General features: G+C 60.8%; 10 protein-coding genes. 5 read left to right on the top strand and 5 right to left on the bottom strand.

What is annotated here, in order from left to right; all coding sequences use genetic code 11:
• Positions 1–402: 402 nt before the first annotated feature.
• Positions 403–1,806 (bottom strand): RtcB family protein, encoded by a 1,404-nt coding sequence (locus EI293_RS11400; protein ID WP_125437701.1) that lies wholly within the window; start codon positions 1,804–1,806, stop codon positions 403–405.
• 1,410 nt (positions 1,807–3,216) lie between these two features.
• On the opposite strand from EI293_RS11400, the gene EI293_RS11395 reads away from it, so the two are divergent.
• The 3 genes from EI293_RS11395 (at position 3,217) to EI293_RS11385 (ending at position 5,557) form a co-directional block, all read left to right on the top strand.
• Positions 3,217–3,669 (top strand): hypothetical protein, encoded by a 453-nt coding sequence (locus tag EI293_RS11395; RefSeq protein WP_125437699.1) that lies wholly within the window; start codon positions 3,217–3,219, stop codon positions 3,667–3,669.
• A 105-nt stretch (positions 3,670–3,774) separates the two neighbouring features.
• Positions 3,775–4,845, top strand: a complete 1,071-nt coding sequence (locus EI293_RS11390) for a sensor histidine kinase (protein WP_125437697.1) — start codon at positions 3,775–3,777, stop codon at positions 4,843–4,845.
• On the top strand, positions 4,820–5,557 hold the full coding sequence (locus EI293_RS11385) for a LytR/AlgR family response regulator transcription factor (protein WP_125437695.1): 738 nt from the start codon (positions 4,820–4,822) through the stop codon (positions 5,555–5,557). The genes EI293_RS11390 and EI293_RS11385 overlap by 26 nt, the downstream gene beginning before the upstream one ends.
• 73 nt (positions 5,558–5,630) lie before the next feature.
• Here EI293_RS11385 and EI293_RS11380 read toward each other — a convergent pair whose 3' ends face one another.
• The 4 genes from EI293_RS11380 to EI293_RS11365 form a co-directional block, all read right to left on the bottom strand.
• Positions 5,631–6,041: a response regulator gene (locus EI293_RS11380; protein WP_125437693.1), complete on the bottom strand. Its 411-nt coding sequence runs from the start codon at positions 6,039–6,041 to the stop codon at positions 5,631–5,633.
• Positions 6,042–6,065: 24 nt separating this feature from the next.
• On the bottom strand, positions 6,066–9,056 hold the full coding sequence (locus tag EI293_RS11375; protein WP_125437691.1) for a PAS domain-containing protein: 2,991 nt from the start codon (positions 9,054–9,056) through the stop codon (positions 6,066–6,068).
• A 100-nt stretch (positions 9,057–9,156) separates the two neighbouring features.
• Positions 9,157–10,488 carry a DUF4270 family protein gene (locus tag EI293_RS11370; protein WP_170170346.1) on the bottom strand — a complete coding sequence of 444 codons (1,332 nt, stop codon included), beginning with the start codon at positions 10,486–10,488 and terminating at the stop codon, positions 9,157–9,159.
• Positions 10,478–11,485 (bottom strand): Kelch repeat-containing protein, encoded by a 1,008-nt coding sequence (locus EI293_RS11365; RefSeq protein ID WP_125437687.1) that lies wholly within the window; start codon positions 11,483–11,485, stop codon positions 10,478–10,480. The genes EI293_RS11370 and EI293_RS11365 overlap by 11 nt, the downstream gene beginning before the upstream one ends.
• Before the next feature lie 361 nt (positions 11,486–11,846).
• On the opposite strand from EI293_RS11365, the gene EI293_RS11360 reads away from it, so the two are divergent.
• Positions 11,847–12,641 (top strand): histone deacetylase family protein, encoded by a 795-nt coding sequence (locus tag EI293_RS11360; RefSeq protein WP_317127213.1) that lies wholly within the window; start codon positions 11,847–11,849, stop codon positions 12,639–12,641.
• Between the two features lie 211 nt (positions 12,642–12,852).
• The gene (locus tag EI293_RS11355) at positions 12,853–13,884 is read left to right on the top strand and encodes a J domain-containing protein (protein WP_125437685.1); all 1,032 of its coding nucleotides are present in this window, start codon (positions 12,853–12,855) and stop codon (positions 13,882–13,884) included.
• Positions 13,885–13,954 lie beyond the last annotated feature (70 nt).

Below are 13,954 nucleotides of genomic sequence, written 5' to 3'. Positions count from 1 at the left end.
TTTACTGCCGTAAGTACCACCAACTCGCCACTGTCCGGGTATTTCTTTTTTGCAACAACGACAGTATTGCCCCGCCTCTATCCTATTGCCTCGTACCCACACACCGGTTGCAGGCCCTGAACAGTTCCTCGTGTATGTTTTATTCCGCTCAGCATGGACACCTCTGTTTCCACCCCCAATCTGGCAGCAACTGCTTTAGCTCTGTTGCTATTCGCTGATCTGCTCCCCACGTACCCCATTGATAACGGAAGCGTTTTCCGGCACAACCAGTCCATTTCAGCAGCAGCCCCCTGCCGCCACCGGCGGCACCGGCCGTAGCCAGCTGTTCTGGCCGTAAAAACAGCAACCCTGCCCCACTGCTACATGGGACGGGGTTGCTGTTTTTTTCATGAATGGCCGGAGCTATACGCCGCCTTCCATCCGCACAATGCGCGGGGTGAAGGAACCCAGTACGTCTACCAGTTCCGTCTGACTCTGCATTACTTGGCGGATGTCTTTGTAGGCCTGCGGGGCCTCGTCAAGCCCACCACCAATAAGCACTACGCCGTGCTGCTGCAGGTAGCGACGCATTTCGGCTTCGCCCAATTCCTGCTTGGCGCGGGTACGCGACATTTGCCGACCTGCGCCGTGCGAAGCCGAACTCAGGGAACTGGCCTCGCCCCGACCGCGCACAATGAAGCCGGGAGCCGTCATGGAGCCGGGAATAATACCCAGTACGCCCGCGCCGGCCGGCGTAGCCCCTTTGCGGTGTACTACCACTTCCTGCCCCGTGGCAAGGTGTTCCTTCCAGGCGAAATTATGGTGGTTTTCCACCTTCCCCAACGGCCGTTCACCCAGAGCCTTGGCCAAACGATGATGAATCTGGTGGTGGCAGGCCGAGGCGTAGTCACCGGCCAAGTTCATAGCGGCCCAGTATTCCTGCCCTGCTTCAGTATCGAGGTCCAGCCAGGCCAGGTGACGGGCTTCGGCGGGCAGCTGGCAGGTATCCTGGGCGAGTTTGGTGTAATGGTTGGCAATACTGGCCCCCAGTCCCCGGGAACCGGAGTGTGAAAGCAGGCCCAGGTATTGCCCAACCGGTACGCCCAGTTCGTTGGTAGGGTCGGTGATATCGACCACGCCCCACTCCACGAAGTGGTTGCCACCGCCCGAAGAGCCGATTTGGGAAGCAGCCGTATCCAGCTTGTTGCGCAGAAACGGAATGTCCCGGAACTCGTCCCGGCTCAATACCGCGTGGTCCAGGTGTTGCCCGCGGCGGAACACGTCACGGCCGCCAAATTTGGTGTACTCCAGCAACAGTTTGCGGAACTCCTGCACCCGCTGCTCCAGGTGCCTGGGTGGCAGCGCGAATACCGACAGAGCCATCCGACAGCCGATATCCACGCCCACGGCGTAGGGAATCACAGCATTATCAGTAGCCAACACCCCACCGATGGGCAGGCCGTAGCCGTGGTGAGCATCGGGCATGAGGGCGCCGGCAACAGTTACGGGCAGTTTCATGGCGGTTTCCATTTGGTGGATAGCCCCCTGCTCAATGTGCTCGGCCCCAAAAACGCTGTACTCTTTACGCTCGGCCAGGGCAATGTGGCGGCTGGGCGCGGGCAGCAGCGCGGCGGCCGTGTGGCTCCAGTCGAGGTGCGTGAGGTAGGTTTGGGGGTTGGCCAGCAGGTCCTTCAACAAAGTCAGCTGGTGGGTTTGGGAAAGCTTTTTGAGATGTTTGCGCTGGAGCTGGGCCAGTGCCAGCCCAATGGCCCGACCTTCCGGGAAACCCAGTTGACGAAGGTCGTTGCCGCGTAGTTGAGAGGCCATAATACGGGTTGTTACACAAAGCGAGGGCCGGTTTCGGCACCTAGCTGCGAGGAAATGAAGACAGAAGAAAACGCCGGGAAGATGGAACAGCTGGCCGCCCCGGCGGGGCGGCCGGGCTGCTCCGGCGGGCGGCAGCCCTGGTGGGTCAGCCGCCTTCCCAATGCGAGTTAGATGACAGGTAGGCAAAAAGCAGTTTGGCCGGTACTAAACCAGACCGCAACTCGGGAGTGGCGGAGCGTGTGAAGGATTTCAAAAAGCCACTCCCGGGGTTTCATATGGTCACGTAGAATAGGGCGGAAAGGGATAAAACACGTACTATATACACTTGGCGCGGCGCATCAACAAGCCCGCAGAAACGGCTGGTTATATAGGGTTACGAATGGTATTTCGGGCATGTATCAAAGCCGTGTGTTCATGTCTGGTTAGCCGCGTCGGCCACAGCAATGCTGTTCAACGACGAGACACAAATTCACGTCTTTACCCCATTCAAAAACCCACTACATTGTTAACTAAGCACCCGAATAGCGCATAAGTATTTCGACCAATCATTTAAATAAACAATCTATTTTCTTCAGTGATAAAAATCAAAATATTGAAGCAATATTCTTCCCTTAACACTCTTTCAAGCATCTTAAATCGGGGCGCAATATATTTCCAGCTTGTCTACTGCGAAATCAAACGAGCGAAGACAGAAGTTTTTCTCGTGCTACTTACCGCGCGGGAATTTGAGCTTAGCTAGTGAATTTCTGTGCGTATAGTCTGAAGCACTATGGACGGGCAGACTAAACAGGGAAGAGTGAAAGCATGGTAATTGATCAGGAATAACTAACGGATGAAGACAAAAGAAAAACGCCCGAATCTGGCTGGATTCGGGCGTTTGCAGTAAGATGATGTCAGGAGTAGAACCTCATCTGCGAGCTTGCGCGCCGAACCCCGGCTGAATCTTCCGATCCAGGCCGCTGAGCATTGGCTGATACTGAGTAAAGTGGCGACGCATGGCAGTGATGGATAAAGTCGTTGAGCGGCTTGGTGCTTTTGAACGTGACAAAGGTAGAGCATTTATTTTCTCATGCCAATACCAGGTAATTATTTTTTAAAAATTTAATAATTATTTATTTTCAACAGTAAAGCAACCAGCCAACACGCGCATATGGCTAATCAACGCACCCTATTGAATACCCCCAAAACACCCGACCTGAACAACACAATTACTATGCAGGCGGGTCGTGGCAGAATGCGCCGGAGCGTAATAACACCAACGGCTGCTGGCGTACCTAATCGGCAGGAGCGTCGAGAAAAATGAGAGGTTGGCAGATGTTTTTCGTGCGCCGCAGTGCGGGTTGCTAGGTTTGGGAACTGCTTTGAACGCGTGAAGCGGCTATGTTTCCTTCCTCTCAATTCCTGTTTCCTATGAAAAAGCTACTGGTGGCTCCCCTGCTGCTGGGCCTGTTGGCTGGCGCCGCTACTCCCGCGGCCCACGCCCAGACTACCCCTACTAAGGTGAAAGCCAAAAAAGATAAAGTAAAAGCCAAAACCGACGGCGACGAAAAGCCCGGCGCTGGACGGGGAGGCCGCGGCCCGGGTAACCGCATGGCCGAAATGACCAAAGACCTCAACCTCACCGCCGACCAGCAAACCAGAATAGCCGCCATTCAGCAGGAGCAACTGCAGCAGATGCAGGCGCAACGCGGTACCGGCGGCCCCGAGGACCGCACGGCCCGGATGCAGCAGATGCGGGTGCAGGAAGAAAGCACCGATGCCAAGCTCAAAGGCATCCTCACGCCGGAGCAGTACCAGCAATACCAGGCCAAAAAACAGGAGCGCATGAAACGGCAGGGGCCGCCATCGGGCACCAACCGCTAACGGCGCCGAACAGGCTTTCTTTGCGGTGCGAGGAATCTGGGCTCTTCCTGGCGGTGCGCCCGGGTTCCTCGTACTGCTTTTCCATCTGCTTCCCACCCTGCGCTTATGCTACTGCCCCGAATAACCCGTCAGCAAGTGTTGCGCGTGATTGTACACGTAGCCGCGTGGATGGCCGTGGCCACGCTGCCGCGCCTGCTCTCGGAGAATCCACCGCCGTTCCAGCTCCGGAACGTGCTGCTGCCCCTGACGCTGGCGGGGTATTTCTACCTGAATTACTATGTACTGATTCCACGGCTTTTTGCCCGGAAGAAGTTTTTCCTGTACTTCCTGCTGGCTGCCGGGCTGTTGGCCCTGGTGTATCTGCCCATGCTGCTACGCATCACGGGGCTGCTGCCGCACCACCCGCCGCACCCGCACTATCTGTTACCGCCGGGTGCCATTCACTACTCTCGCCCACCCCAGGGCCTGTGGCTGATGGGGGTGCTGGCCTGGATTATCAGCAGCGGCATGCGCATTACAAGCGAGTGGTTTGAGACGGAACGCGCCCGGCAGGACCTGGCCAACAAGCAGCTCACGGCCGAGCTGGCGTTTCTGAAGTCCCAGGTGAGCCCGCATTTTCTGTTCAATACGCTCAACAACATCTACTCGCTGGCTCACCTGAAATCCGACGATACGCCGGAGGCCATTCTTAAACTTTCCCAGCTCATGCGGTATATGCTGTACGAGTCAGAGGCGGCGCGGGTACCGCTGGGGCGCGAGGTGGAATACCTGCGCAACTACATGGATCTGCAGCGGCTGCGCCTCGATCCGGAGCAGGTGGACATCCGCTTTACGGTGGACGGGCAGCTGGACGGGGCGCTGATTGAACCCATGCTACTGATTCCGTTCGTGGAAAATGCCTTTAAGCATGGCGTCAGTGCCCGGCATTCTTCCCGGATTGCCGTAGACCTGATTATGCGGCAGGACCAACTGTTGTTTACGGTGCAGAACTCGCGCTTTCCGGCCGTGGGCGGCCACGACCCGAACTCGGGCATCGGGCTGCCCAACGTGCGCCAGCGCCTCAGCCTGCTGTATCCCAACGGCCGCCACCAGCTGCTGTTGGAAGAAACCAGCGACGAATTTATTGTGGAACTAACCCTGACCCTTGCCCATGCTCCGTTGCCTGCTCGTGGATGATGAACCCCTGGCCCTGCGCCTGCTGACCTCCTATGTGGAACGCGTACCCTTTCTGGAGCTGGTGGGCACCTGCCGGAGTGCGCTGGAAGCCATGACGGTACTTCAGCGGGAAGCCGTGGATGTGCTGTTCTTGGATGTGCAGATGCCGGACCTTACGGGGGTGGAATTTGTGCGCAGCATGCAGCCCCAGGCCCTGGTAATTTTCACTACCGCTTACGAGGCCTACGCCCTGGAAGGCTTCAACCTGAATGCCGTGGATTACCTGGTGAAGCCCATTGCCTTCGAGCGGTTTGTGCAGGCGGCCCAGAAGGCCCAGGACCGCCTGGCCCCGCGCCCGGCCGAACCCGCTCCGGCTCCCGTGCCGGCCCTGCCCCCGCCCGCCGGCCCCACCGACGACTACATCTTCGTGAAGGCCGATTACCACACCCAGCGGCTTAACCTGCGGGATATCCGCTACCTGGAGGGCTTGAAAGACTACATCAAGATTTACGCCGGAGCCAAGCCGATTCTGACGCTCAACTCGCTCAAGGCCTTCGAGGACCGCCTTCCCAGCCCCGATTTTGTGCGCGTACACCGCTCCTACATCGTGGCCCTGGCCCACATTGATTCCATTCGAAAAAACCGCATTTACATGGGCCCCGATATCATTCCCATCGGCGAGTCCTACGCGGAGGCGTTTTTCAAGCTTATTGAGGAGCGCAACATGCACTAGCGGCCAGCACATGACCAACAAAAAAAGGCCTTCCGCTACGTGCGAAAGGCCTTTTGCGTAAACTGTTTTGTGGTTACTCGCCGGGCAGCTGGCGCTGGAAATGCAGCTGAAGCAAGGTATCTATTTTCTCCCGGCTGAGCGGCTTGCTGACTAGGCCTTTGATGGGCAATTCGTCGATGCGGGCCAGATCGGAGGAATCCATGGAGGTAGTGAGCATCACGATGACGGTGGCATCCTGCTGGGCTTGGGGCAGGCGCAGGTAGGCTTCCAGAAACTCAATGCCATCCATGCCGGGCATGCTCACGTCCAGCAGCATCAGGGTGGGCATGTACGGTGGCGGCTGGGTGAGCAGGGCCAGCGCCTCGCGGCCGTCGCGGGCTATCTGCACCTGGTCGGTCACGTTGAGTTTGCGGAGCATGTGCTCGTTGAGAAAATTCGTCGTGTCGTCGTCGTCAACCAGCAGGATATGGGGAAGCTTTTCCATGTACCGAAAAAAATAAGAAGAGAATTATGAGCGGGGCAGCGTTACCAGAAAGCTGGAACCCCTGCCGGCCTGGCTTTGCACCGTAACAGTGCCGCCGGCGTTTTCCACGATGCGCTTTACCATGTACAGACCTACGCCCGAGCCCTCGACGTGGTTATGCAGCCGCCGGAACAGCATAAACAGCTTGCGTTGCTGCTGCTCATCCAGCCCCAGTCCGTTGTCGGTTACTTCCAGGAACACCTGGCTATCCGAGCAGTGGGCTCGTACCTGCACAATGGGCTCCCGCTCGGGTGCATGGTATTTGAGCGCATTACTGAGCAGGTTGTACACAATGCTGCGCAGATCTTTCGGGGTAAAGTAGACGGTTGGACAGGTTTCAAGATCGAGCAGCACTCGGGCGCGGGTAGCGGCTACCAGTGGGGCCAGGTCCAGGCGCACATCCTCTATCATAGCCCTCAGGTCCACGGCTTCGATGGGCTGCGAGTTGCCGTATTGCAGGCGCGATACATCGGTGAGGTGACCTACGGTTTGCTGGAAGCGGGCCACGGCCCCCTGCATCATCTCCAGCAGGCGCGGTATCATGGGCTCGGAGCTGCCGGCGGGCAGATAGTCGCGCAGGGTATCGAGCAGGCCCTCAATGTTGGCAATGGGCGCTTTTAAATCGTGCGAGGCCGTGTACACGAACGTATCCAGATCGGTATTGGTACGGACAAGGCGGGCGTTGGTGGTGTTGAGTTCTTCGTTGGTGGCCTGCATTTCCGCGTTGATGGCGGCCAGTTCCTCATTGAGAGTCTGCACCTGCTGGCGGGCCGCAACTTTATCGGTCACATCCACAATAAAGGCCAGAATGCCCTGAGGCTGCCCCGCTTTATCAAACAACGGCTGGTACACGAAATCCACGTACCGCTGCTGCGGCTGACCGGTTTCGGGGTTGAAGAGCAGGAGTGGCGCATCTGAGCCGACGAATGGTTCGCCCGTGTTGTACACCTTATCCAGCAGCCCAACAAAGCCCTGCTCCACTACCTCCGGAAATACTTCCGCCACAGTGTTTCCCAGCACCGTGCGCCCGCCGGATAGCTCCTGGTACGGCTCGTTGAAGAAGGTGTAGCGGTGGTCGGGGCCGGTGAGCGTGGCAATGGAAGCCGGCACCTGGCCCAGAATCTGGCGCAGCAGCCCCTGCTGCTGCTGCAACTGCCGGGTGCGTTCCTGCACGCGGGTTTCCAGCTGCTGGTTCAGCTGCTCTACTTCCCGGCGCGCCCGCACCTGTTCGGTTACCTCAGTGGCCACTACCATAGCCCCGTAAATGCTGCCATCGGCCTCATACATGGGCACGTACACGAAGTCCCAGTACACGGTGTCGCGGCGGCCTTCCCGCTCGTGCACGGCCTCCATGGCGTGCGCCACGTAGGGCACGCCGGTGGCCATTACGCCGTCCAGCAGCTCCTCGTAGCCCATGCCGGCCACTTCGGGCAGCGCCTCAAACAGGCCCCGGCCCACAATCTGCTCCTGGGTGCGGCCCCACAGCCGACACACGGTGGGGTTGGCCAGCTCGATAATGTAGTTGGGACCACGGTATACGGCAATGGCGGTGGGGGCCTGTTCAAACACCCGCTGCAACTCGCCGCGCTGCCGCTCGGCCTCGGTGCGGGCAGCCTGGGCCTCACGAGTGCGTTCCTGCACCCGGGCTTCCAGCTCCTCATTCAGCTGCTGCACCTGCTGGCGGGCTACCACCTGGTCGGTTACGTCCACGGCAAACACCAGCATGCTCGCCTCGTCGGCAGGAGTGCCGTGTAGAGGCTGGTACACGAAATTCACGTACCGCTGCCGCAGCTCGCCTACCGTATCGTCGTAGAGCTGGAGGGCAATTTCCTGGCCGATAAACGGCTGGCCCGTAACGTACACCTTATCCAGCAGTTCAATGATGCCCTGGGCCACCACTTCCGGCAACGATTCGGCTACCGTCTGGCCCAGCACGGCCCGCTGCCCAATTAAGCTTTGGTACAAGTCGTTGGCGAAGGAGAACCGATGGTCGGGGCCGGTGAGCGTGGCAATGGCGGCCGGCACCTGGCCCAGAATCTGGCTGAGCAGCAGCTGCTGCTGCTGCAACTGCCGAGTACGCTCCTGCACGCGGGTTTCCAGCTGCTGGTTCAGCTGCTCTACTTCCCGGCGTGCCCGCACCTGCTCGGTCACTTCCACCGAGACGTTGATAACGCCCAGCACCTCGCCCCGGGTATCGTAGAGGGGCTGGTACACAAAGTTGTAGTAGGTGGTCTGCAACTGCCCGTCGCGCAGCATGGTAGCCGGGGTTTCGGTGCCCTCCACCGGCACATGGGTCTGCAATACCTGGCGCAGCAGATCGTCGAACCCCTGTCCCTGCAACTCGGGCAGCGCTTCCAATAGCGGCAGCCCCACCGTTTGCTCCGGTACGCGGCCCCACATGCTGGCCAAATGGGCATTGGCGGCCGTAATGCGTAGTTCCTCTCCCTGAAACAGGCCAATAGCTACCGGAGCCTGCGAGAGCAGGGCCTGCAGCAGCTGCCGCTCCTGCTCCACCTCGGCGCGGGCCGCCTGTTCGCGGGCCTGGCTTTCGCGCAAGGCCTGCTCCACAGCGCTCCGGTCTTGGTCGGCGGTATCGGTGAAGCTCACCAACAGCAGCTCTCCACTCCGCCGGGCCGAGAGGTGGAAGTAGTTATCCAGGCCGTCGTGCTGGTAATAGAATTGGTCCTGACGCGGCTCATTGGCCAGAAACGCGTCATGGTAAAAGGTGAAGATACCGGCCTCAACAGCGTGCGGATAGCGCGTCAGAAACGTTTCGGGAGGGTGGGCCGGCAGATTCAGCATCCGCTGAGCGGCCAGGTTCAGCTCCAGGTAGGCAAAGTCGACCAGCTCGGAAGTAGTAGGCGCGTATACCGGCTGGAACAGGATAATCCCCGTCAATGATACGTCCAGCAGCTTCTGCAGCAGATCATGACTGGCCGCCAGCGTAGGCGCGAGTGAGGAAACCGAGGAAGTCATGCGGGCACAGGAAGTAAGGCGGAAAGCGAAGGTAAGCACTTTGCTCTCCGCCTTACGCAACCCGGCCGGAAGCAGCTAACGCCATTAAAGGGGCGGGCCGCTACCGCACCCGCGTCAGATAGATGCCCAGCCGGGGCGGGTTGGAGCTGCCAGCAGCCCCCAGCACTACCCGTTCCGGGGTATCGGGAGAGGCAGGAGCCAGCAGGATGCCCGTATTGGAAACGGTATGTTTCAGCACTGCCTCAGCGTACTGCTGCAGCAGCAACGTGTAGCTCCCCTGCTCCAGATTGGTGTGCGCCGATACGCCGGTCTGGTAGGTACCCAGCAGCTGCGTGCCAGCCACAGACGCCAGAAACGCCCCGGATTGGTTGCCCCGGTTAGTGGCCTGGGCCGTGAGGGTAGCTGGAGCCGGCAGAAGCCGGTTTTCGCTGCCCGCTACCGTTTCCAGCGTAAGCGTGGCCGCGTTCAGCACCCAGGTTCCCCCCAGCTCATTCAGGTTGAGCAGATACGGAATTTCCAGCTTGGTCTGCAGGCCCAGGGCGCCTTCGATATAGGTTTCGGCGGCGGTACGGGTGCTGGAAAGGGCCTGCCGGGTAGTGGTAAGGGTGCTGAGCAGCGTACTTCGCCGATCAGCCTGTACCTGGTAGAAATGCCGGCTGCCGGCCACGGCCGTAAAGTCGAACACCTGTCCGTTATCGGGAGCGGAGGGATAATGGTAGAACAGCTGCAGCACCATGCTTTCGGAGGTGGCGGCCAGCCGGAGCAGGGCTCCGTTGTCGGCGGCGGCCGGCGTAAGGGCCAGCCCCGGCAGGCGCTCCGCCAGCTCATCCGTGGAAGACAGCTGCCGACTCAAACCGGCCTGCAGCAGCTCTTGGCCCAGCGCATCGGCGAGCCGGAGCCGGATGGAGCGGAGGTTGGGCCGGGCCCGGAACGTACGCGTTGCCAGCGGCACGGCCTCATAGGCCCGGGAATTGAAGGCGTAGTACGTAGTAGTGGGCCGCAACGCTTCCGTGAGCCGATGGACCTGCAGATGCTGCACCTGCGTGGTGTCGCCGTAGCAGTAACTGTCGGTGGGCAGCACCAGCACCAAGGAGTCGAACTGCGCGCCGGCCTCGGGCGTGAACCCGCCGGCCAGCCCCAGACGCAGGTAGCTGCGGGCCGTGATGGTGCCCAGGCGCGCATCCTGGTACTGGCCCACCAGCAGGTAGCTGCTGGAGGAAGTCGGCACCGAATCGATGAGTACCGTGGACATGCGCACCGTGAGCGTGTCGATATACACCGTGCCTGTTACGGTTGCGGTGGGTACGTCGCCCACCACATCTTCGGTCAACTCACAGCCGCTGAGCAGCACGGGCAGCCCAATCAGCAGGGCCAGCCGGCGGGCAGCTCCCCGGAGCCACCCGCCTGATGAATACGGCCGCTTAGTCTGCATCTTCCGTGTCGGGAGCCAGCTGCCAGAAATCATCCAGGCGGGTAGTGCCGGTGGTGCCCAGGCCCAGGTAGCCATAGTCGCCCAGCCCGAAACCCACGGCCTGAATCCGGGCCGAGCCCTCGAATACCGTTTTCACCTTCCACGTATCCTCATCGGGGTTGTATTCCCAGCAGGAAGTCAGGTAGCCGCCATTGGTGCCTAGGGCCACAAAGCCCCGGTTGTTCACCACAAACGCCGAGGCCGAGCTGCGCGGCACGTTGCTGTAATCGTAGTCTTCATCGGTATTGCTGACGAGGGCGCGGCGTTCCGTCCATTGCTCGGTGGCAGGGCTGTACGACCACATATCCGTCAGCATGAGGTCATTATCGGTACCGGCCAGAATGTAGCCGCTTTCGTGCAGCGTAAAGGCCACCGCGCCCACCCGCTTGTTGCCCCCGAAGCTGGGCTTCTGCGTCCATTGGTCGGCCGTGGGGTCGTACTGCCAGAAGTCCTTCTTGAAGTTACCATCGTAGCCGGTGCCCACGTAGCCTTTATCCTCCATGCTGAGAGCCACCGCGCCGTAGCGGGCCGTGCCGCCGAAATCGGCCTTCCGGGTCCAGCTGTTGGTAGTGGGGTCGTACTGCCAGAAGTCGCGCAGCTTGTTTACGCCATCGTAGCCGGTACCCACGTAGCCTTTGCCGCCGGCCGCAAACGCCACGGCCTGAATACGGCCCACGCCGGGAAAATCGGCCAGCTGCCGCCAGGTGTTGGTAGCGGGCGTGTATTCCCAGAAGTCTTTGAACCGGTCCACGCCATCGGTGCCGAGGCCCACGTAGGCCTTTCCGTTGAGCGTGAAGCTGACGGCCGCGTTCCGGGCCAGGCCCTCGAACTGGGAGCGGGTAGTCCAGTCGCCCAGCACTTCCTCCGTGGTGTCGTCGTCGTCGTTGGAGCAGGAAGTCAGGGCGAAATTGCAAGTGAGCAGCAGCAGCAGCCAGAGTAGTACCCGAGTGTGTTTCATGGGGAAAGAATAGGTTGGTTTTGCCAGGGAGAGCCCGCGCCGGCTGCAGTAGGTTGCAATCGAAAAAGGCCTGTGTGCGCGGCAGAAGTGGTTTTACTCACTCCCAAACCCGACTTATACTCTACCAACGGCCCGATACCACAGACCACTTCCGGCTTTTTATCGGCAGTTTGCCCACGTGTTTATTTTCGCGGGGGGGCTGAAAAAAAACAAAAAAACTTCCGGCCCCGGCCCTGCGTTCTGCCTCTGTTCTATGCCCTGCCTCGCCTCCTCCGCCCGTTACAGCATCAGCCTGCCCAACGGCCACCGCTTCCCCATTGCCAAGTACGCCCTCATCCAGGAGCAGCTGCTGTAGCAGGGTATTGCCGATCCCGAGGATTTCTACGACCCCGGCTTTGCGGTGGAAGAGGATATTCTGCGCGTACATTCCGCCGAATATTGGCAGCGGGTGCGCGACCTGCAGCTCTCGGCCGCCGAGGTGCGCCGCCTGGGGTTGCCCCAAAGTCCCGAGCTGGTGCGCCGCTCCCTGAGCAGCGTGGCCGGCACCGTGGAATCGGCCCGGCGGGCGCTGCGGGACGGTATCGGGCTGAGCCTGGCCGGGGGCACCCACCACGCCTTCCGGGACCGGGGCGAAGAATTCTGCGTGCTCAACGACATTGCCGTGGCCGCCGCCCACCTGCTCCACCACGACTTAGTCCGGCAGGTGCTGGTAGTGGACCTTGATGTACACCAAGGCGACGGTACGGCCAGCATTTTCCGGCAAGAGCCCCGCGTGTTCACCTTCAGCATGCACGCCGGGGCCAACTACCCGCTGCGGAAGGAGCAGTCGGACCTGGATGTGCCGCTGGAGCTGGCCACCGACGACGCAACGTATCTGCAGATTCTGCGCGATACGCTGCCCCGGCTGCTGGCGCAGGTACGACCCGATTTCATCTTCTACCAAGCCGGCGTGGATGTATTGGCTACCGATAAGCTCGGCAAGCTGGCCCTCACCCAAACCGGCTGCCGCCAGCGCGACGAGTACGTGCTGAACCTGTGCCGCACGGCCGGCCTACCCGTGGCCGTGAGCATGGGCGGCGGCTACTCCGAAAAGCTCCGCGACATTGTGGATGCGCACTGCAACACGTTCCGGGTGGCCTATGAGCTGTTTGGGTGAAGTAACAGCCTGTTATTGCGAGCCGGAAGCGAAGCAATTTATCCTTCCCATAGGCCAAAGCGCTGACCTACTTTAAAAGCCTTCGGCATTCTCGCGGTACAAGGTTTGCGCGTACCAGAACTCAGAGCCGCGTGAAGGACAGATTGCTTCGCCTCCGGCTCGCAACGACGTGCTGCTTATCCACCCATCCAACCCTCCTACCTTTGTGCCCATGAACCTGCACAACCCGCTCACCGACCTGCCCGCCGCCAACCAACTCCCCACGCCGGCCCCGGCCGAAGCCCCGGGCACGCCGGCCCAGCAGGCGTTTCGGGAGGCGGTGGCGCAGGTGGAAGGGCTGCGGCAGCGGCTGCGGGAACTGCGCCAGGAGCAGGCCGAGGCGCGCCGCCGCTACTGGCAGCAGGTGGGCCCCGCCGCCGAAACCGTGGTACGCGCCCGGCAGGCCCTGTTTCCGCCGCTGGAAGAAGCCTTGCTGCTGGGCTATTTCAGTCGGCTGGAGGAACAGCAGATTACCGCCCTCATCGTGGGCAATGCCCATTCCCTGCAAAACCGCTTCGGGGAAGATGCGGCCGAGGTGCTGCGTAAGTACGCGCCCCGCCGCCGGGCCGCCGACGACGACGAGCCCGCGGTGACGGCCGCCGAACCTGCCGCCGCTGCTGAGCCTCTCGACCCCACGTTGCCGCCCCACGAACAGGCGGCCCAGGCGGCCCAGGCGGCCCGGGCCCGGCGCAAAACCAAGCAGCAAAAAGCCGAGGAAGCCACCGCCCAGGCCGCCCGCGACCAGGAACAGCAGCTGCTCAGCAACACCAAAACCCTTTACCGCCAGCTGGCCCGCGCCCATCACCCCGACCTGGTGCAGGATGAAACCACCCAACAGCACCGCACCCAGCTGATGCAGCGCATCACGGAGGCCTACGAAACCAACGACCTCTACACGCTGCTCCAGCTACTCTCCGAAACCGCCCCCACCTCCGCCGCCGATGATACCGTGCTCATTCGCTACACCCAGGCGTTGCAGCAACAGCAACAGGAGCTCAAGCAGCAGCTCAACGAGCTGAAATACGGCGAGAACGGCTTCAGCGGCAGCACCGGCAAAAAGCGCGAGCAGGAAATCCGCCAGCTCAAGCGCCACCTCCGCGCCGAGGCCGAGTACCTGCTGCACGTTACCCAACTGGTGCAGGAGCCGGCCGACCTTCGGCAGCTGCTGCGGGAACTGGCCGCCGAAGGGCACGTTACGGTGTAAATTGTGAATAGAGTACAGCAGAAAGGCCGGAAAGCACGCTGCTTTCCGGCCTTTCTGGTACCGCAATTCT

Source organism: Hymenobacter perfusus (genome assembly GCF_003944765.1).
Classification (GTDB): Bacteria; Bacteroidota; Bacteroidia; order Cytophagales; family Hymenobacteraceae; genus Hymenobacter; species Hymenobacter perfusus.
This window is presented reverse-complemented; position numbering and strand designations above follow the sequence as displayed.